The sequence below is a fragment of the Mucilaginibacter sp. P2_A5 genome, assembly GCF_056404995.1.
In genome coordinates this window covers 40,427-60,242 of record NZ_JBFUCY010000008.1, presented here as the reverse complement: position 1 = coordinate 60,242, position 19,816 = coordinate 40,427, and the positions used below count along the sequence as shown (strand labels likewise).

Annotated in this window: 16 protein-coding genes; 8 read left to right on the top strand and 8 right to left on the bottom strand. The window is 42.1% G+C overall.

Annotated features, from left to right (window positions below):
- Nucleotides 1-85: 85 nt before the first annotated feature.
- The 4 genes from lhgO to rfbC form a co-directional block, all read right to left on the bottom strand.
- Nucleotides 86-1,303: an L-2-hydroxyglutarate oxidase gene (gene lhgO, locus AC1DXF_RS08700; RefSeq protein WP_477447918.1), complete on the bottom strand. Its 1,218-nt coding sequence runs from the start codon at nt 1,301-1,303 to the stop codon at nt 86-88.
- 148 nt (nt 1,304-1,451) lie between these two features.
- Complete coding sequence (gene rfbA / locus AC1DXF_RS08695) at nt 1,452-2,312, bottom strand: glucose-1-phosphate thymidylyltransferase RfbA (RefSeq protein WP_477447917.1); 861 nt, start codon at nt 2,310-2,312, stop codon at nt 1,452-1,454.
- 18 nt (nt 2,313-2,330) lie between these two features.
- A complete protein-coding gene (gene rfbD, locus AC1DXF_RS08690) occupies nt 2,331-3,194 on the bottom strand; it encodes a dTDP-4-dehydrorhamnose reductase (RefSeq protein ID WP_477447916.1) in 864 nt (287 codons plus the stop codon).
- A gap of 41 nt (nt 3,195-3,235) precedes the next feature.
- Nucleotides 3,236-3,790 (bottom strand): dTDP-4-dehydrorhamnose 3,5-epimerase, encoded by a 555-nt coding sequence (gene rfbC / locus AC1DXF_RS08685; protein WP_477447915.1) that lies wholly within the window; start codon nt 3,788-3,790, stop codon nt 3,236-3,238.
- A gap of 518 nt (nt 3,791-4,308) precedes the next feature.
- On the opposite strand from rfbC, the gene mnmL reads away from it, so the two are divergent.
- From mnmL to AC1DXF_RS08660, 5 genes are all read left to right on the top strand, one after another.
- On the top strand, nt 4,309-5,265 hold the full coding sequence (mnmL, locus tag AC1DXF_RS08680; RefSeq protein ID WP_477447914.1) for a tRNA modification radical SAM protein MnmL/YtqA: 957 nt from the start codon (nt 4,309-4,311) through the stop codon (nt 5,263-5,265).
- A 157-nt stretch (nt 5,266-5,422) separates the two neighbouring features.
- On the top strand, nt 5,423-6,655 hold the full coding sequence (locus AC1DXF_RS08675) for an acyltransferase family protein (RefSeq protein ID WP_477447913.1): 1,233 nt from the start codon (nt 5,423-5,425) through the stop codon (nt 6,653-6,655).
- Nucleotides 6,656-6,665: 10 nt separating this feature from the next.
- Nucleotides 6,666-7,997 (top strand): acetylxylan esterase, encoded by a 1,332-nt coding sequence (locus tag AC1DXF_RS08670; protein WP_477447912.1) that lies wholly within the window; start codon nt 6,666-6,668, stop codon nt 7,995-7,997.
- Between the two features lie 10 nt (nt 7,998-8,007).
- Complete coding sequence (locus AC1DXF_RS08665; protein WP_477447911.1) at nt 8,008-8,895, top strand: hypothetical protein; 888 nt, start codon at nt 8,008-8,010, stop codon at nt 8,893-8,895.
- A gap of 25 nt (nt 8,896-8,920) precedes the next feature.
- A complete protein-coding gene (locus AC1DXF_RS08660; RefSeq protein WP_477447910.1) occupies nt 8,921-10,231 on the top strand; it encodes an acetylxylan esterase in 1,311 nt (436 codons plus the stop codon).
- Between the two features lie 249 nt (nt 10,232-10,480).
- Here the strand turns inward: AC1DXF_RS08660 and AC1DXF_RS08655 are convergent, their stop codons facing one another.
- The gene (locus tag AC1DXF_RS08655; protein WP_477447909.1) at nt 10,481-14,878 is read right to left on the bottom strand and encodes a hybrid sensor histidine kinase/response regulator; all 4,398 of its coding nucleotides are present in this window, start codon (nt 14,876-14,878) and stop codon (nt 10,481-10,483) included.
- A gap of 96 nt (nt 14,879-14,974) precedes the next feature.
- Here AC1DXF_RS08655 and AC1DXF_RS08650 point away from each other — a divergent pair, with 96 nt between their 5' ends.
- Together AC1DXF_RS08650 and AC1DXF_RS08645 are read left to right on the top strand one after the other, a co-directional pair.
- On the top strand, nt 14,975-15,292 hold the full coding sequence (locus AC1DXF_RS08650) for a hypothetical protein (protein ID WP_477447908.1): 318 nt from the start codon (nt 14,975-14,977) through the stop codon (nt 15,290-15,292).
- A gap of 109 nt (nt 15,293-15,401) precedes the next feature.
- Nucleotides 15,402-15,797 (top strand): energy transducer TonB, encoded by a 396-nt coding sequence (locus tag AC1DXF_RS08645; RefSeq protein WP_477447907.1) that lies wholly within the window; start codon nt 15,402-15,404, stop codon nt 15,795-15,797.
- Nucleotides 15,798-15,935: 138 nt separating this feature from the next.
- Here AC1DXF_RS08645 and AC1DXF_RS08640 read toward each other — a convergent pair whose 3' ends face one another.
- Both AC1DXF_RS08640 and AC1DXF_RS08635 read right to left on the bottom strand, forming a co-directional pair.
- Nucleotides 15,936-16,667 carry a LytR/AlgR family response regulator transcription factor gene (locus tag AC1DXF_RS08640; protein WP_477447906.1) on the bottom strand — a complete coding sequence of 244 codons (732 nt, stop codon included), beginning with the start codon at nt 16,665-16,667 and terminating at the stop codon, nt 15,936-15,938.
- A complete protein-coding gene (locus AC1DXF_RS08635; protein WP_477447905.1) occupies nt 16,642-17,775 on the bottom strand; it encodes a sensor histidine kinase in 1,134 nt (377 codons plus the stop codon). The genes AC1DXF_RS08640 and AC1DXF_RS08635 overlap by 26 nt, the downstream gene beginning before the upstream one ends.
- A 240-nt stretch (nt 17,776-18,015) precedes the next feature.
- Here AC1DXF_RS08635 and AC1DXF_RS08630 point away from each other — a divergent pair, with 240 nt between their 5' ends.
- The gene (locus AC1DXF_RS08630) at nt 18,016-18,327 is read left to right on the top strand and encodes a hypothetical protein (RefSeq protein ID WP_477447904.1); all 312 of its coding nucleotides are present in this window, start codon (nt 18,016-18,018) and stop codon (nt 18,325-18,327) included.
- A 562-nt stretch (nt 18,328-18,889) separates the two neighbouring features.
- Here AC1DXF_RS08630 and AC1DXF_RS08625 read toward each other — a convergent pair.
- Nucleotides 18,890-19,807, bottom strand: a complete 918-nt coding sequence (locus AC1DXF_RS08625; RefSeq protein ID WP_477447903.1) for a helix-turn-helix domain-containing protein — start codon at nt 19,805-19,807, stop codon at nt 18,890-18,892.
- Nucleotides 19,808-19,816 lie beyond the last annotated feature (9 nt).

Below are 19,816 nucleotides of genomic sequence, written 5' to 3'. Positions count from 1 at the left end.
GACTTTGTAACAAATATGTACAGAAGTTATTAAACTAAAAAGCCTGCAAATAGTTGGCAGGCTTTTCATGAAAGTTTTGAAAATGCTAATTAAAACCAAATTGCCCGGCAGCCATATCGGCAATTGCATTGCCGATAGCTAACGATGCCGTTGCCGCCGGTGATGGCGCGTTGATAACATGCAGCATATTATCTTTGGCCTCAATTTTAAAATCATCAAGAGTTTCGCCTTCGGCAGATATGGCCATCGCCCTTACGCCGGCGCGTCCGGGCTGCAAATCGTCCATAGTAAGGCTGGGAATAAGCTGCTGCAGGCCGGTTAAAAAACGTTTTTTGGAAAAAGCACGCCGGTACTCATCAAGCCCAAAGCGCCAGTGTTTTGTAAACAGGTTCCAGGTTCCTTTAAATTTCAAAGCCTCGATAGTATCGCCTAACGAAAAATCGGTTTTGCCGTAGCCTTCACGCTTAAATACAAATACCGCGTTGGGGCCGCACTCCACAGTACCGTCAATCATCCGGGTAAAATGTACGCCCAGGAACGGAAACTCGGGGTTGGGAACCGGGTAGATGAGGTTTTTTACTTTACTTTTCCCCTGTTCGGTCAAATCAAAATAATCGCCTCTGAAGCCAACTATATGGGCCTCGCTTGGCGCACCAGCACCGGCCGCCAGCCTGTCGGCTTGCAATCCACCCGCGGTTATCAAATATTTTGTATTAAAAGTACCTTTACTGGCAACAACTGTGGTATAATCGGCATGGTGCTCAAATGCTTTGGCAGCACAATTGGTAAGTACTTTGCTTTGGGGGAATTTAGCCTCAAACAGTTCGCGGTATTTGCGGGTAACGGCAGCAAAGCCAATAATGCCGGTACAAGGCACCCAGATGCCTTCAATCCCTTCACAATAACGCTCAATTTCTTTAATTTGAGCGCTATTTATCCTTTCAATCCCTTCTACTCCGTTGGCCAGGCCATTATTAAAAACCTTGTTCATGTGCGCCAATTCGGATTGTTTGGTAGCTACGATGATCTTCCCGCAGATATCATGCGGTACATTGTGCTCTTTAGCAAATGCAACCAACTCGCGGCGGCCATCTACACATAATTTAGCTTTATATGAATTGGGTTTATAATAAATACCCGAATGAATAACTCCCGAATTATGACCCGTTTGGTGGGCGGCTACCTCGCCTTCCTTCTCCAGCACCAGGATTTTTTTATCCGGGTTGCGGGTATTGATTTTGTAGGCTGTTGCCATACCTACTATGCCACCACCTACGATAACGAGGTCATATAAATTTTCCATAGTTTGTTTACGCTACGTAACCCTAACAGCATTGATATTTGGTAATACTTACCGCTTTTAAGGCAACCCAAAAATACAAAAACGGACTGACGCAAGTCAATCCGTTTTCATTTTTATAAAGCCCTGTATAATTTCAGGTTCCCTGATATTATTGTTGTATACTTTGAATATACTTGCCGTAACCGCTTTTAATATACTTTTGAGCTAAAGCCTGCAGGGCTTCGTAATTGATGAACCCCATGCGGTAGGCAACCTCTTCAATACAGCCTATTTTGGTTGCCTGTCGTTTTTCAATTACCCGTACAAATTCAGTCGCATCGCTCAATGAATCAAAAGTACCCGTATCAAGCCATGCGGTACCCCTATCCATTACACCTACATGCAATTGCTCTTTTTCAAGATACACCCTGTTTACATCGGTAATTTCAAATTCTCCTCTTGGCGAAGCCGGGATATTTTTGGCTATTTCGACTACCTGGTTATCGTAAAAATAAAGGCCGGGAACTGCGTAGGATGATTTCGGCTTCAATGGTTTCTCTTCTATCGAAACTGCTTTAAAATCTTTATCAAATTCAACCACCCCATAACGCTCAGGATCGGCAACCGGGTAGGCAAATATTGCGGCGCCGTTTACATCATTAAAACTTTGCATTAAAGTGCTAAAGCCCGACCCGTAAAAAATATTATCGCCAAGTACCAAAGCTACTTTGTCGGTACCAATAAAATCGGCCCCTATTACGAAGGCCTGGGCAAGCCCGTTAGGCACCTCCTGTACTGCAAACTCAAAGCGGCAGCCAAGTTCGCTGCCATCACCCAATAAACGCACAAAGCCGTGCTGATCTTCGGGGGTTGTTATAATTAATATCTCGTTTATCCCGGCCAGCATCAATACCGATAAGGGATAATAAATCATTGGTTTATCGTAAATAGGCATCAGTTGCTTGCTGATGGCCTTGGTAATTGGATAAAGACGGGTTCCGGAGCCGCCTGCCAGGATAATTCCTTTCATATGAGGATAAATTAGATTTTATTGTTCAGATTCAAGCGCTTTAATACAAACTATAAGGCTATCGCGCCAGTATGGAATGCTGATACCAAATGTTTTCTTGATTTTGGATTTATCCATTACAGAAAAAGCAGGCCTTGCTGCCCTTGTGGGGTATTCGCTTGTACGTATAGGATAAACTTTCACCTGGGTATTTGATATATCAAATATCCCTTTGGCAAAATCGTACCACGAAGTAACACCCTCATTACTGTAATGATAGATACCATAATTATCTGCACCAGAAGTAATAATATCCAGTATCGCACCCGCCAGGTCGATACCATAAGTTGGTGTGCCTACCTGGTCGGCAATGATCTTTAACTCGTCTCTTTCCGCACCAAGCTTAAGCATAGTTTTAACAAAATTATTGGCAAATTCAGAGTACAACCAACTGGTGCGAATAATGTAATGCGCCGGCAATATAGCGGCAACGTCTTGCTCGCCCTCTAATTTTGTAAGGCCATAAATACTTATCGGCTCAGCAATATCATCTTCTGCAAGTGGGTTGGGTTTATCTCCTTTAAACACAAAATCAGTTGATATCTGTATTAATGCAGCGCTATGGGCTTTACATTGGATTGCCAGGTTTGCGGCCCCTGTTTTGTTTATTTTACGAGCAAGGTCAACGTCGTCCTCTGCTTTATCTACAGCGGTGTAAGCCGCGCAATTAATGGCGTGAGTAGGTTTATATTGTTCAAATACCTTGTTTAATAAACCGGCATCCAGGATATTGGCTTCGGATTCCGGAGGGAAAAATATCGAAGTTATACCTTTAAGGGCGGCTACTTTTTTTAAACATTGCCCCAGCTGACCCGAGGCACCGAACACCACTATATTTTGCATATCGAAATTTATAATTTAGCTATCGGGGATAAATGTAATTATTAAAAGCCCAGATCACCTGCATCTTTTAAAAATGGCAACTCCACATCTTTTTCAGACACTAATAGTTCGCTTGCCGGCATACTCCAATCAATATTCAATTCCGGGTCTGCGTAATGTAACCCGCCTTCGGCAGCTTTATTATAATAATTATCGCATTTGTATTGAAAAACTGCCACATCGCTCAAAACAATAAAGCCGTGCGCAAATCCCCTGGGAATAAAAAGTTGTTGATTATTTTCTTCGGATAACTTCACTGAAAACTGTTGCCCGTAGGTAGGTGACCCTGTTCTCAGATCAACAGCTACATCCAGCACCTCCCCTTTTGTCACCCTTACCAGTTTTGCCTGTGCATGTTCGCCTTTTTGAAGATGTAACCCTCTAAGTACGCCCTTTGTTGAATAGGATTGATTATCCTGAACAAAATTAACTTCGTATCCTACTGCATTGTTAAAACTTTGTGTATTATAGGATTCAAAAAAGTACCCCCGCGCATCATTAAAAATCCGGGGTGCTATAATTATACATCCTTCGAGCGGAGTAGGTGTGATTATCATCGTTTCTGTAAATGGTTATTTATCGCTTAACGTGTTTGTACTATATAAAAATAAAAACTCCCGCTTGTATCCCTCGTAGTACATGTTATTGATTATTTTAAAGTTAGAGACGGCCTTTCAAAATAAGCATTGCCTGTTTGTTTATTCATGAACACCTGCTTTTGCTTTTTATTTATGATGTAAAGGTACAAAATCAAATATTTTAATGCGGCCTGCTTTATCGGATTCCGCTATTTAACCATCTTAAAACATAGATGAATAACTTCATTAATATTATCTACCTGCCTGTAAGTACCCGGCCCCTAACCGTCAAAATAGCACAACCCACATCTTGCAATCAATTATCTTTTTTGTTTGTCCTAACGCCATCAATACTGCACCTTAACAATTTCACCGCTTAAAAGAACCAGCTTTTTAGCAAAGATGATAGTATTTTTACCTGAAATATTCAGAAGCGATTGCTGGCTGATCAACCCTAAAGAGCACACCTGCAACAAATTCCTTATCTTTGTGCCACAATGCAATTAACAGGAGAGAAAACAGCGGTATGGGAAAAGGGTTATAACAATTACGGCCCATGGCTTAAAGAAAAATATAAGGGCCACCGGGTATTTAAGGTAATTGTTGATGGCGGCTTTACCTGCCCCAACCGAGATGGCAGCAAGGGCTATGGCGGCTGCACCTATTGCAATGTTGATTCGTTTACCCCATCGGTAAGCCGCAATGCCCCTACCGTACGCCAACAGGTGATGGAAGGCATGGAGCGTGCCCGTAAAGGCAACAAGGCCGATAAATTCATCATTTACTTTCAGCCTAATACCAATACCTACGCACCCGCACATTATTTAAAAATGATGTATGACGAGGCGCTGAGCTATGGTACCGAAGATATTGTTGGCCTGAGCGTTGGCACACGCCCCGATTGTATTGATGCCGAAAAAATTGCCCTGCTTGAAAGTTATACCGATAGGTTTGACGTTGACCTGGAGATGGGCATGGAATCTATCTACAACGAAACCCTGGGCCAGATAAACCGTGGCTGCAGTCACGAGGAATTGATAAAAGCCCTTAAACTGGTGGAGAACAGCAAACTGGATATTTGCGTACATACCATTTTTGGTTTCCCCTGGGAAACTCACGAAATGATGCTAAAATATGCCGATGAGATAAACCGTTTCCCGCAAATAAAATTTGTGAAATTCCATCACCTGCATATCGTAGAAGGATCGGTAATGGGCGTAAAATACAAACGCGAACCGTTTAAACTGTTCGGCATTGATGAATACGCCGATTTTTTATGCGAACTACTCCCCCGCGTTCGCCCCGATATCGTGATCCAGCGCCTGTTCGGCTTAAGCGACCGCGAACTGCTGATAGCGCCAAACTGGGGTTTAAAAAAATCGGAGATCCAGTACTATATTGATCAAAGGATATTGAGCCGGGGTGTGGTACAGGGGAGTAATCTTGCTGTTTGAATTACAACACCCCATATTTTGTTGATTTACGGAATTTGGAATGCGCTTAACATTCTGAATACTCTTTAATCTGTAAGTTCTGATTCCCTCCTTTGGTACCAGTTTTGTTAACCCATAGTTGAAAAATCCCGTATAAAAATTTTAACTTAGATACGTTTTGTCACAAAGAGCGCAACAAAATTACATTCCAGCATTAACCGGTGTACGCGCAATGGCTGCTTACCTGGTTTTTATATCGCATTTTGCGTATGTTTTTGATGAAAAATTTCCTCACACTGTGCAACGCTTCTTTAACGAGTTCCACATTGGGGTTACCATTTTCTTTGTACTATCGGGCTTCTTAATTGCTTTCAGGTACTTTGATAGTTTTAAGCTTACTAAAGATTGGTTTAAGCAATACCTTAAAAACCGGGTAGCACGTATATATCCTATGTACGCCATTTTAACCATCGGCGCTTTCATTGCTTTTTATTTTACCAACAATCAAACGGTTACCGCCGGGCACAACCCGGTTGCCATGTTCCTGATGAACATTCTTTTTTTGCGGGGCTTTTTTGATCAACTCAAGTTTACCGGGGTAGCCCAGGGCTGGTCGCTCACGGTTGAAGAATGCTTTTACTTTTCGGCACCCTTCATATTCCTGGTAGCCACCAGGTACAAAAAATTTTACATTCAGCCTGTAGCCGTTACTTGCCTGGGCATTGTGCTTGTGCTAATATTCAGCCATGTTAACTGGTATGGTTTTTTTGGCAACTTCACTTTTATGATGTTGTATACCTTTTTGGGCAGGTGCTTTGAGTTTTTTGCAGGTATACAGCTTGCACTTATTATACGTAGGCAAAAGCCGGATGGTAACGGCAAAAAGAAACTAACTTACATTGGTTTTTTCATGATTTTTGTTTGTGTATGGATCATGTCTTTATTGCCCATTCCAAAAGGACAGGAAGCTGGCCTGCATAACCCTTTGGGTATTATCACCAATAACTACCTGCTGGCCTTATCAATAGCGCTGTTTTTTTATGGTATCCTTACCGAAACAACCCTGTTAAAAAAAATCCTGGCCACGCGGTTTGTGGAATTGCTTGGCAAAAGTTCCTACATATTTTACCTGGTACACCTGGGCTATATGTACAACTTTTTACATTTTGGTTTTAACTGGCTTAATGATTACACGTTTACACTTTACGACAAGTGGGGGGTCGACTGGAATTCGCCGTTTCAATACGATAGTATGAACCTTCTGTATGCTTTTATCGTTTTAAATATAATTTCTATCACGTTGTTTAAACTTATTGAAGAACCGTTAAATCATTATATCCGTAAATCAGACTTCCTGATAAAAAACAAATCGCTTAAGACCGAAAATGCGCCGGCAAATATCAATGCTTAGTGAATATATCATGTTGAAGAAACTAAAAAAATATTTGATCTTAATTTTGGCTTTATCGGCTTTTCAGCAGGCTTTTGCACAACACAGTTCTCCTGAAGGTTCTAAAACACTGGCGAACGAAGATGAAGAAAATGTATCAACCACATTAAGTATTAACAATAAAGACGGCATTTTTAATTCGGTTGCATCATTTACTTTTGACGTAAAAAACACTTATAATACCGACCAGGAAGGCACGGTATCGTACATTGTTACCAACGAAAAGGGTGTAAAAGTTAAAACACTTTCAAAACAGGTGAAAGTTGGAAAAAAAAGCGAGGAACGCTATAGCTTTGAAATTCCGGCCCTTAAAAGCGGATTTTACAAGCTTAATATGATGATCAATGTATCCGATTATGACGATACCACCCGCCGTGCTTTTGGCATCAGACCCGATGAGATCAAATCGGCTTACCCAAAGCCGGCAGATTTTGACAGCTTTTGGGCCAATGCCAAAGCCGAACTGGCCAAGGTGAAGCCGCAATTTAAAGTGACGGAGGCCCCATCTCAAAATACCGATAACCGCAGGGTTTTTCTTATCGAAATGAAATCGTTAGATAACCTGACTATCCGGGGCTGGATGACGATTCCCAAAAACAACAATAAAAACAAGCAATTTTCAGTACTTTTAGGGTTGCCGGGTTACCAGGTTAGTTTGCAACCCATTGTAGGGCGCGACGACGACCTGGCAATTATCACCTTAAATACCAGGGGGCAGGGTAATAGCCGCGATGTTATACATACCGAACGCGATGCCTTTATATCGCACAACATTGAGGACAAAGATAAATATGTAATGCGCGGCGTAATTATGGATTGCGTACGCGCTGTTGATTTTATTTATTCGCGAAAGGAATTAAGGCATGATCAAATAATGGCTACCGGTGGCAGCATGGGCGGTTACCTGGCTATTGCGCTTGCTGCATTGGATAAACGGGTAACTATTTGCTCGGCCCAAAACCCTATCATGAGCGATGTGCACAATTTGGCCGGCGCGGTTGAGTGGCCAATAAAAGATATCAGAAAATATGTGGCCGGGAAGCCCGGCGTAACATTTGAGCAGGTTTTGCATAATATGGAATATTACGATACTAAAAACTTTGCAACTGACGTTAAGTGCCCCATTCTGCTGGGTTTAGGCCTGCTTGATCCCTATGTACCACCCGGTAACGGTTTTGCGGTTTATAACTCGTTAAATACCGATAAAAAAGTAATGGTGTATAAAGACCTGGGGCACGAAGTGAGCCAAAAATACAAGGACTACGAAGGCGCCTGGATGCGCGATACCTTTGGATTATTTTAAAATTAAGCCTATGGACAAAATCATGACCTTCAACAAAAAGCTATTTAAATACCTGCTTGCCGCCGCCATACTATTGGTATTTGCGCCGCGCAACAGCTACGCCGATGGGTTCCCCGTAAGGCCGGGCCGGTTCATATTATCGCCATCGGTAAGTTACTTTTTTGCCAATAAGCAATTTGATTCAACAAGCCACAGGCGGGTATTTGATGATAACGGGCGTTTTCATTCCGTTAGTTATGCGTTTTATAGCGAATATGGTATCAGTAGGAAATTTACATTATCAGCCCTGGTGCCCTATTCCATGAACTACTTTAATACCGATAGCCTAACACATGCCATCACCACATCGGGTTTGCAGGACATTGAAATTGGCCTTAAATATTACCTGGCCAACATCAATTACAAATACTATTTCAGCATAAAAGCTACCGGTATTATCCCCACCTACCGCAATAACGCAAGCCTGGGCTATGGATACTATGGTTCGGAACTTAAGCTGGCATTTGCCGGCAGCGGGCATTTGTTTGGCAAACAAAGCTACTTTGTTGCCGAAAATGCCGTTCGCGAATATTTTGGAAGCGAGTCTGTTTTCCAGGACAGGTATAACCTAACCTATGGTTTGACGCTTGATAAAAAATTCAAAGAGCAGCTATCCATAAGTATTGGCGGTTTTTATGCTACCAGCGGCAATTCAATGACCAATCCTAACCCTATTATTTCTGCCAATCCTAATACCAGTAAAAACTTTGCGTTTAACCAGGTATCGGCAAGCTACGGGCACGCTTTTAGCAAAAATTTATCACTGTTTTTAACCGGCGGAACCTTTATAACCGGTCGCAATACCGGTGCGGGTACAAGCCTTTCGGCATCGTTGAATTACCGGTTAGATACCAGGTAGTTTTAATATATTTGAGATAGAAATTATGATCAGCCTAAAATCCATTATCCGGTTGTTGCAACTTGCCATGTTTTTATTCATGGCCGGCGCAAATGCGAAAACAACTATTCATAAGGCTGATCAGGAAGTATCAACCACGCTTATAGCGGGTAACAAAGATGCCATTTTTAGTGGCCACGCCAGTTATACCTTTAACGTAAAAAATGCGACGGATGTACCGCAAACCGGCACCGTATCTTATGTAGCCCTTACACCCACCGGGGTTACAGTTGCAAAAGAAAGCAGGAGGGTAAATCTATCCAAACATAGCAGCGCCAGCTATGACTTTACCGTACCGGAGCAAAAACCGGGATTTTACAAGATCAATTTTATGATCAATGTATCTGATTACGATGATACAACACGCCGCGTGTTTGGCGTCCGCCCGGAAGAGATCCAATCGCAACATGGCCGTCCTGCCGATTTTGACAGTTTTTGGCAGACTACCAAAAGCGAATTAGCTGCGGTTAATCCGCAATTTAAGATGACCGAAAAAGCCGATCAGGAAACAGAAAACCGCAAGGTTTATTTAATAGAGATGCGTTCGCTGGATAATATCACGGTTCGGGGCTGGCTAACAATTCCTAAAACCACCATCAGGAACAGACGCTTTACAACCCTTTTGGCATTGCCTGGCTACCAGGTTGATTTAAAACCCATGTTAGGCGAGGATAATGACATCGCCATAATTACACTTAATGTACGCGGCCAGGGCAACAGCCGCGATGTAATTCATCCTAAAAGACCAGATTATATTAGCCTGAACGCCGAGGATAAAAACAAATATGTACTTCGTGGCGCCATTATGGATTGTATCCGCGCTATTGATTTCATTTACTCGCGGCCCGAGCTCGACCCTAAACGTATTGAGCTATCGGGTGGTAGTCTGGGCGGTTTTCTCGCTGCTGCGGTAGCTGGGTTGGATAATCGCGTGCAGCTTGTATCATCACAAAATCCTATCCTGAGCGATATCCGCAACCTTCCCGACCAGGAAGACTGGCCCATGTATGATTTGCACAAATACGCAGGCGAAAAAGGGATTAAATTTGATAAAGTATTGGATAACCTGGATTACTTCGACATCAAAAACTTTGCGCAAAACATTCAAACCCCAATCCTGCTGGGTATCGGCTTGCTTGACCACCTGGCACCGCCCAATAATGAATATGCATTTTACAACCTTATTCCTCAAAAGTACCGCAGGATAATGGTTTTTAAAGACCTTGGCCACGAAGTAGCCACAACTTATGTGCTGAAAGATGGCCACATGATGCGGGACAAGTTTGGCTTGTTTTAAAATGCTTTTGAGGATTTAGCGAAGCGTAACTCGCGGCAGCATATAGACTTTTCCCTTTTGCCGTTTAGCATAATTTCCATTTTTAAGAGCTTCTTAATGCTATTAAATTAAGGAAAATATAAAAATTTAAGTTTCGCGCAAAGACGCCAGGACGCTAAGCAAAAATAAGCAAATCACTTTGTGCCTCCGCGTCTTTGCGCTAAAAAAATCCCTTAACTTAATAGCCTTGAGGAGCTTCTTACAGAACCATCAGGCTTTTTGCTTATAAGCCACCGAAACATTTTTTAACTTCTCTATAATTTCGTTCAGTTTCATAGGCTTGGCTATATAATTATCCATACCGGCCTGCAGGCAAATTTCTTTATCTTCGGCCATGGCATTAGCCGTCATAGCGATTATGTATGGCTGCGGCCGTCCATTTTTCCGGATGTGTGAGGTTGCTTCAAGCCCGTCCATACCGGGCATTTGGATATCCATTAATACTACATCAAAATCATTCTTCTCTATCTCATCTAAAACTTCAACCCCGTTTTGAACCATACCCGGCATATAGCCCAGCTTGTTTAAAATGCGCTGTATCAACTTTTGGTTTATAGGATTATCTTCGGCAACAAGTATCTTAAGCGGATTTTGCGCGGCAAAATCAACCGAAAGTGTATGTTTACTTTTATCTTCGAACAAAGAACCGTCATTGTTTAAGTTTAATGCTATCTGCAGGCTGTTATATAAGTACTGCTGCTTAACCGGTTTTATCAAAATAGCCGCAAATAATCCAGGAAACTTTTTCCTGCTCTCATCGCCTATCGAACTTAGCATAATAACAGGCATTAACGGCTTAATACTTTTTACCGCTTTGGTCAGGCCTACTCCGTCCATTTCGGGCATCTCCATATCCGTAATAAGCAGTTGTATGCTATTGTCTGTTAACAATTGGTTAAGGGCATCTTTGGCCGAAGTAGTTGCTATAACCTTCATACCCCAGTTTTCGAGCTGGTTTTTCAAAATTTTAAGGTTTGTTTTATTATCATCAACAATTAATACCTGTATCCCATTAAAACCTGCTGTGGTGTACATATCATCCCGGGGCGCTTTAGCATTACTTACACCTGCATTAATAGTAAAATTAAAAACCGAGCCTTCTGATGGCAGGCTTTGAACCCAAATCTCTCCACCCATAAATTCGACAAGCTTTTTGCTGATTACCAAACCAAGCCCGGTGCCGCCATATTTGCGCGTGGTTGAAGAATCTACCTGGCTAAAAGGTTTAAATAAATTTGATAACTTATTTTCCGGAACTCCAATACCGGTATCCTTCACGCTAAAGCCAATCAGTATATTACCGTCGTGAGGTTTAGAGGCAGCAAATACCCTTATAAATATTTCTCCTTTCTCGGTAAATTTTATGGCGTTACTTACCAGGTTTATCAATACCTGTTTAAGCCTGAGTTCGTCGCCCACAATACATGCCGGTACATCAGTATCTATTTCATAAATTAAATCAATATGTTTTTCAGCAATTTTGGTCGAGAACACATCCATCACATTTTCTATGCTTTTACGAAGCACAAAATCCTCGTGTTCAATTTCGATTTTACCCGATTCGATTTTTGAAAAATCAAGGATATCGTTAATCACGTTCAGCAAGCTTTCGCCGCAATTGATAATGGTGTCGGTATACTCGCGCTGCTCGCTGTCAAGTTTGGTTTCCGCCAGTAATGATCCCATTCCGATAACGCCATTCATTGGTGTGCGTATCTCGTGGCTCATGGTGGCCAAAAAAGTACTTTTGGCCAGGTTGGCTTTTTCGGCCTCCTCACGGGCCAAATGCTCCTGGTGTTTTTGTTCGGTAAGTTGCTGGTTAAGCACTTTCAGGTCATCAGCCTGCTCAAGCAACTTATCTGATTTTATGGTTAATTCGGTGTTTAACGAATGTAATTCTTCTGATTGTGCCTGCAGTTCCTCGGCCTGTGCCTGCAACGCTTCTGATTGTGTTTGCAGCTCTTCGGCTTTATTGGCAATATCGGCGGTCCGTTCTTTAACCTGTTTTTCAAGCTCAATCTTTTGCTTGTTGATGCTGTTAATACGGCGGCGGTAATAAGAATAAATGCCGGCAATAAAAGTTAGCCCGGCTAAAATCCGGAACCAAAGCGTTTGCCAGTACGGAGGCGTAATAATAATTTGAACCGAGGCTGTTTTAGGGTTCCAAAATCCATCGTTATTTGATGCTTTAACCCTAAATGTATAAGTACCGGGATCAAGATTGGTGTAAGTAGCTCTTTTGGTGGCATCGGCACTTGTCCAACTGGTATCAAACCCCTCCAGCTTGTAAGCGTAGCTGTTATTTTCGGGTATTACATAATTTAATGCGTTAAATTCAAAAGTGAGCGACGTTTGCTGGTAGTTTAAATGCAACTGCTTTGTTAAAGAAATATCGGTTTTTAATATCGAATCCTTTTGACCCGGAACAATGGTTTTATTAAAAATCTGTAGCCCGGTAATAAAAACAGGCGGCAGAAAGGTGTTGATTTTGATATTTTTAGGATAAAAAGTGGTGAGCCCTTTGGTACCGCCAAAAAACATTTCGCCATCTTTGGCCCTTAAAAACGAATTGGATTCAAATTCAATCCCCTGTAGGCCATCATGAATATTAAATTTTTTGTAGGTGTGCTTATCCGGATTAAACATAGACAGGCCGTCATTAGCTGATACCCATAGGTTGCCAAATTCATCTTCGGTTATGCCTTTAATCACATCATCAAGCAGCTCTGGCTGTTGGCTGTAAGGTGCAAACGCGTTTTTTTTCGCATCAAAAAGATACAAGCCCGTTTGACCGAGCCACAGGCGTCCTTTATGGTCGGTAAATATTACCCTGATATCGGGCTTCTTGGCAGATTCATTAAAATAGTGCGAGAAGCGCCTGCTTTTTAAATTATAACAATTTAAGCCGCCGTCGTCGCCACCAAACCAAACATTGCCGGCTTTATCCTGGTTAATTATAAATACATTATTGCCCAAAAAGCTGGTAACCCCGTCGGGGTCTTTAGTAACACGCCTGAATTGATGGGTTTTAGCATCAAGCAGGTTTAGCCCACCACCAAAAGTACCTACCCACAGGTTGCCTTCGCTATCCTGGAAGGTTTTAAATACCATATCCGAACTAATCGTTGTTTTATCATTCGGGTTATTTTTAAAACGGTTGAACTTTGTACTTCCGGGGCTGAGCAGGTTTAACCCACCGGCCCAGGTACTAATCCATAGGTTTTTATCGCGGTCTTCGGTAATGTCAAGCACCGCGTCAGAGCCAATACTGGCCGGGTCGGCCTCGTTGTATCTGAAATGTTTAAACGATGCATTCTCCCGGTTAAACAGATTTAGCCCGCCCCCATCGGTACCAATCCAGATATTGCCCCTGTTGTCTTCACAAAACGACTTAACATCGCTGAAGCTTAAACTATTGGCATCTTTTTCCTGCCTGTAAACATTAAACCTATTGGCCGCAGGTGTATACAGGCACATGCCTCCGCGGCCTGTACCCACCCATAAATTGCCCTGGTTATCCTCAAATAAGCCCGATGCCGAAAGTTGGGCCAGGCTGGTTGGATCATAAAATTTATGTTTATAATGATAAAAACTGTCATCTTCCGCATTATAAAGGTTAAGCCCCCCGTTTATAGTTCCTATCCAAACATGGCCCTCGTGGTCAATAAGCAAACCCGCAATCGTTATCTCGTTGCCCGATAGGCTGCCCTCCGATCCCGGGATATGTTTATATTGTTTAAAAGAATTGTTTTGCGGGTCGAAAACCAGCACCCCTGCCGTTTGGGTAGCAAGCCAAAGTTTGCCATCATGGGCTTGCTGCATATTTTCTATATCGTTGCCCGTTGGGCCGAATTGATTTTTAACCAGGCTGAATTTTTTTGTAACACGGTTATACAGGTTTAAACCCGAATCGGTTGCTACCCAAAGCCTGTTCTGCCTGTCTTCTAAAATAGAATTAACTGCGCCGGCGCTAATACTGTTGCCATCCTTTTTGTTGTGGGTAAAATGTGTAAACTGTTTTGTTTGCCGGTTAAATATATCAAGCCCGCCATCTTCGGTAGCAATCCATAAAGTATGCTGGCTATCTTCTAAAATACAATCTATGGTCCTTCCGCTAATGCTGTTCTTATTTTTAGCATCGTGATTGTAACGCGTAAATGAATTGCTATACGGGTTAAAGCTATTTAGCCCGTTTAATGTGCCAATCCATAAAATTTTATTGCTGTCTTCGTAAATATACTTGATCAGGTTATCACTAAGGCTATGCGCATCGCCTGGTATGGTACGGTAAACAATCATTTGCTGCCCATCGTAACGGTTTAAACCATCCTGGGTACCAAACCACATAAAGCCACGGCTATCCTGCCGGGTTACAAATACATAACTGTTTGACAGGCCCTGCTCTATACTAATCTGCTTGAATTTTATTTCGGGCGCTTGTGTTTTGCCTATTGCGGGGTATAAAAGGCATACAAGCGCTATGAGCCCGAAAACCAAACACGTAAACCATCTGTGCGGTTTAATCATTACTATAATAAATATAAAAGTTTTTTTAGGTTTAGCTATTTGCTGTCTTTTTATACGTTTACTATCAAGTAAAGTTAGCATTAAGTAAAATTTTACATATTTAATAAAAATTTGACACAGAGGCACATAAGTCAGTTAAAACGAGTTCGTATCATTGCACATACTAATTTAAGTATTATGGGACGCATAGTTATTGTAGCATACAAACCCAAGCCGGGCAAAGCCGGGGAGTTAAAAGAACTCACCAAAACCCATGTACCGCGTTTAAGGGCTGAGAGGCTGGTTACTAATCGTGAAGCTATAATTATGGAAGCTGCTGACGGTACAGTTGTGGAAGTTTTTGAATGGCTTTCTGCAGATGCCATCAGGCAGGCGCACGCAAATCCCGTTGTACACCAGTTATGGGCAGAGTATGCCGGGGTGTGCGATTATATAAACTTAAGCAGCCTTGCCGAAGCAGGAAATATGTTTGCGGAGTTTAATGGCGTGGATTAATGGGCGACCATTACTGCATCAAACTTATTAACTGCAGGCCAACAAAGCGGGTATTTTATTGTTGGGCTGCAATAAATATAAATACTGATACACTTTAACACCAGGAAATATGAAATTCAATCTTGTAGCAATCATTGCAATTTTAGCTTTTTGTTCCGTAGGGCAGCGCTCATTTGCCCACTCGGAAAAAAATACCATAACAACTTACGCGGTTACAATTGAGCCGGGCGAAGTGCTGCCCCAATTTCCGGGCGGGCAGGCGGGTCTTACCGCTTTTATCAAATCAAAATTGCGTCTTGTAAAAGGCGCGTCGGGCAAAGTTTTGGTTTATTTTGTTGTGGAAAAGACCGGAAAACTAAACCATATTAAGGTGGTAAAAGGGCTTAATGCCGAGGCCAATAAAGAAGCCGTCCGGGTTATCAAACTTTCTCCAAAATGGAAGCCGGGTTCGCAAAATGGGGTTGTGCGTAGGATAGCCTATACTACTCCGGTAATTTTTAGTTAAACCCTGGCGTCGAAAAAAGTTTTAATTTAATGCCCGCGCAAACATTTTGGGGCGGCTACAGCGGCTTTTTTACCGACCCGGAAGATAATTTGTGGGAGCTATGCTACAACCCGATACCCGGAACCAAGGCCTGAGATCCTATCTAAAATGAAAATTATCGGCCTTTAACCGCTTCTGCATTTCCTGTTTATAGTTACGGCCAATGGGCAATTCGTGCCCGTTCACCTCTACACTGTAGGCGTAAAAGGAACTGATATGCGCAATGGCTATAATAAAAGACCGGTGCGCGCGCACAAACTTATTTTCGGGCAACATCCCTTCCAGCAGGCTTATTTTTTGTTTGCTGATATAGGCGTTACCGGTAGTTATCACCTTTACATAATCGCGCAGGCTCTCTACCCATAAAATATCATTTACATTTATTTTAATGGTTTTACGTTCAACCTTCAGGTACAGGAATGCCTCGGTATCGCCAACGGGTTTTTCATAATTGTTGCCTGCGCTGGCTTTATTGCCATTAAGCTGGTAAACCTTATCAATAGCCCGCATAAACCTGTCAAGCGGAATGGGCTTAACCAAATAATCAACCACATTTAACTCAAAACCATCAAGAGCATACTGGCTGTAGGCTGTAGTAAAAATAGTTTTGGGTGGATTTTTAAGGGTCTTTAAAAAATCAATACCCGTTATTCCAGGCATCTGGATATCCAAAAACATCAAATCAACAGTTTTTTGCTGCAACAACTGGAAGGCCTGAATGGCGTTATAGCATTTGCCAACAATCTCCATATCATTAAAGTTTCGCAGGTAATTCTCCATCACCTCAATGGCATAAGGCTCGTCGTCAACTATGAGTATACGCAATTTCATGGGTGTTTATTTTATATGGGCTGTGAGGTGCAAAATTAAGCCTGAGATCGAGCACGGCCAGAAAAGTGTCATGGTCGTCCATTATTTTAAGACTGTGGCTGGTTGGGTATATCAGCTCCAGCCGCTTCATCAGGTTTTGCAGCCCAATATTCCCGGTTTTACCTGCGCGATTGTTTGCGCCCGCTACTTTACTGTTTGATATTTTGAGTTTAAGCTCATCGCGCATAACATATAAATTGATATTAATCCACGCATCGCCCATTTGCTCGCCGGCACCATGTTTAAAAGCATTTTCAACAAGCGGCAACATCAGCAATGGAGCTATCAGCTTGCCGTCGGTATCGCCATAAATATTAAAATTGATATCCAGCCTGTCTTCATAACGCAGCTTTTCAAGGCTTATAAACTGCTGCAGCATTGCTATCTCCTGGTTTAACAATACCTCGCCGGTATTGCATTCATATAGCATGTAACGTAAAATATTACTCAGGTTAAGGATCAGCTGCGGCGATTTTGCAGATTGGTTTAAACTTAAAGCGTAAAGGTTATTTAGCGTATTAAATAAAAAGTGAGGGTGTACCTGCGCTTTCAGTGCATTTAGCTCGGCCTGTAAAGTGGCCTGTTTACGCTGATACCACATTTTAAACAACTTAATAGCCAAAACAAAGCCTATTACCAGGTTGGTTCCTTTTAATGCATTGATCATGTTTTGTAAATCGAACAGCTTCACTAAAAACGGCCGCCGCGAAGATTCAAAATAGTCGCCTTCGGTAAGATGCATCATGCGAATGGTATAGGGCGTTACAAACAAAATACCAACTATGCGGGTAACAACAACCGACAATACAAACACCCCCAACGCCAGGTAACCAAACTTTAAATACTTGCCCGGAAACAGGTATTTAGGGATAAGCCAGCCGGCTATGGCATAATAGTAAGCTATCTGGATAGGCATAAAAATAAGATTGTTGCGTAGCGATACCATGAAATTGGTTGGTACCGAATACATCATGGTCATGATAAAGCTCACCGTTAGCCAAAACAATATGTGCTGCAGGGGCCTTGGCATTTTAAATTGGGCAACATCAAAATCAGCAAGCTGTTTCATATAGCTAAATTACTTATAGTCAGTTAAAAGAATGAATCATTTAGTCGGTCCGTCGACGGATGACACGCCAGCGTCGACAAAACGCATTTCAACAGGTTTATCCGGCATGCTTTTGCACATTAATGCAGTTTATGTATACCACAAGGCTGTTTGTATCCGGTATCCTGCTATATGACGCTGTTAGTTTATAAAGTGTTACCCGGCCTATAATTTAGTTACCGGATTTAAAAAATAACCGACATGAAAAAGACCATATTAACATTTGCCATTATTTGTATGGCGGCTGCAGGCAGCATAGCCCAAACAAAAACCAGTAACACCGCTACCTGGGTTGTGGAAAGCAACCTTAACAACCCGGGCATCCAAACGGTGAGGTTTTATGATAATGATAAGCACCTTATTTACAGCGAAACCATTAAAGCCCGTATAAATGTGAGTAACAAAAAAGTACAGCAAAAGCTCAATAGCATGCTGGACCTTTTAATTACAACCGGCAAACCAGTAAACGACAGCAACATGCTTGCAGCATCTTTCAAAGTAAAAAAAAGCTAAACGCGCAAAACGGAAGTGAGGGGGTGTTGATTTGCGCTAACCAAAAATTATATAAAGGTGCTTTTTAATTATACTCAGGGGAGCGCGAGGCGAACCTGTTTATTTTTGCCGATGCCTTATTAAAAACAAAAAAGGCAAACTTGTTATAAGTCTGCCCCTTTTTTATGTACCAATATATAGTGAAGCCTTTAAGGGCTGCTTGTTTTTGTAGTGTTTGTTACCTATAGTTCTTAATTATCTTATGCCTTAATATAGTCCGTTATCCCGTCAGGATATCGGGCTTTCAGCCTTGAGCATTCTGCTTTAAGCTTTACTATTACCTGTAAATGATGGCTAATATCTGGTAGGTTCCAAAGTACAATTGCAGTAATCTGCTTTTTATGAGTTCTATGTTTTCCTTTTTCATGACCGTATTGTTTGATTGACATGTCAAAGGTACTGCGCGTAGCGGGGCGCATCAATCTCAATAAATCGGTTTTAACAACCAATTTTTCCTGATGCCGGTTATTACCGTCAGCCGATAGTCATAACGGCGATTGGGGTGAGCTAAATGGAGAGAATTTTATTGAAGCTGCTTAAACTCCGAAGGATTATTACCCGCAAAGCGTTTAAAAAAACGACTGAAATGCGAGCTGTTATCAAAGTTCAGCCGCTCGGCAATTTCTTTGATACTCAAACCGGATGAAGAGAGCAGGTATTGCGCCTCCAGGTACATCCGGTTATGGATAACATGCAGGGCGTTTTGGCCGGTCTCGGCCTTTACAATTTCGGTTAAATACTTTGCCGATATAAACAAGGCATCTGCATATTCCTGCACCGTTTTAAGAGTGAGAAACTGATCCTCCACCAGCTTTTTAAATTTATAAACCAGCTGATATTGTTTGCTCAAGTGGCGGGTTGAATGCAGCAGGCAGTTTTCGCAGGCCCGGTTCATTTCGTAAAGCAAATCTGTTAACAGCAACCGCAGGATGGGTAAGTGAAAAGCGCCTCTCTCCCTGCTTTCGTTGCTTATTTTTTCATAAAGGGCTTTTAACGAGGCACAGCTTTTATGCGACAGGCCATAAATTGGCGGATAATCGGGATTTACCTCCAACAGGTTATCCAGTATGTTTTCTTTTAGCAGGTTATTGGTGAGGAATTCTTTTTTAAACAATACCTCATACAATAATAAATCGGGCGAGGCATCTTCAAAGGAAGTTATAAACTGGGGCGATACCAGGTGGATGGAATTGGTATAAACCTCGAACACAAAATGGCCGATTGTTTTTTTACAGCTACCCCTTAAACATAAAATAACCGAGTAATAATCTGTTTTAACAGGCAAGCCATGAGCAAGGCCTGGCTGGTTATTGAGCACTGCAAAATCATCCTGGTTCCAGCCATCGTTAATAATCCCAAAATCAGGCGCGTGATCACCTGCCGATGCCAGGTGCTTTTTTAGTGTCGATGGAATATCTAAAACGGTGATCTTATCGCTCATAAATTAGGT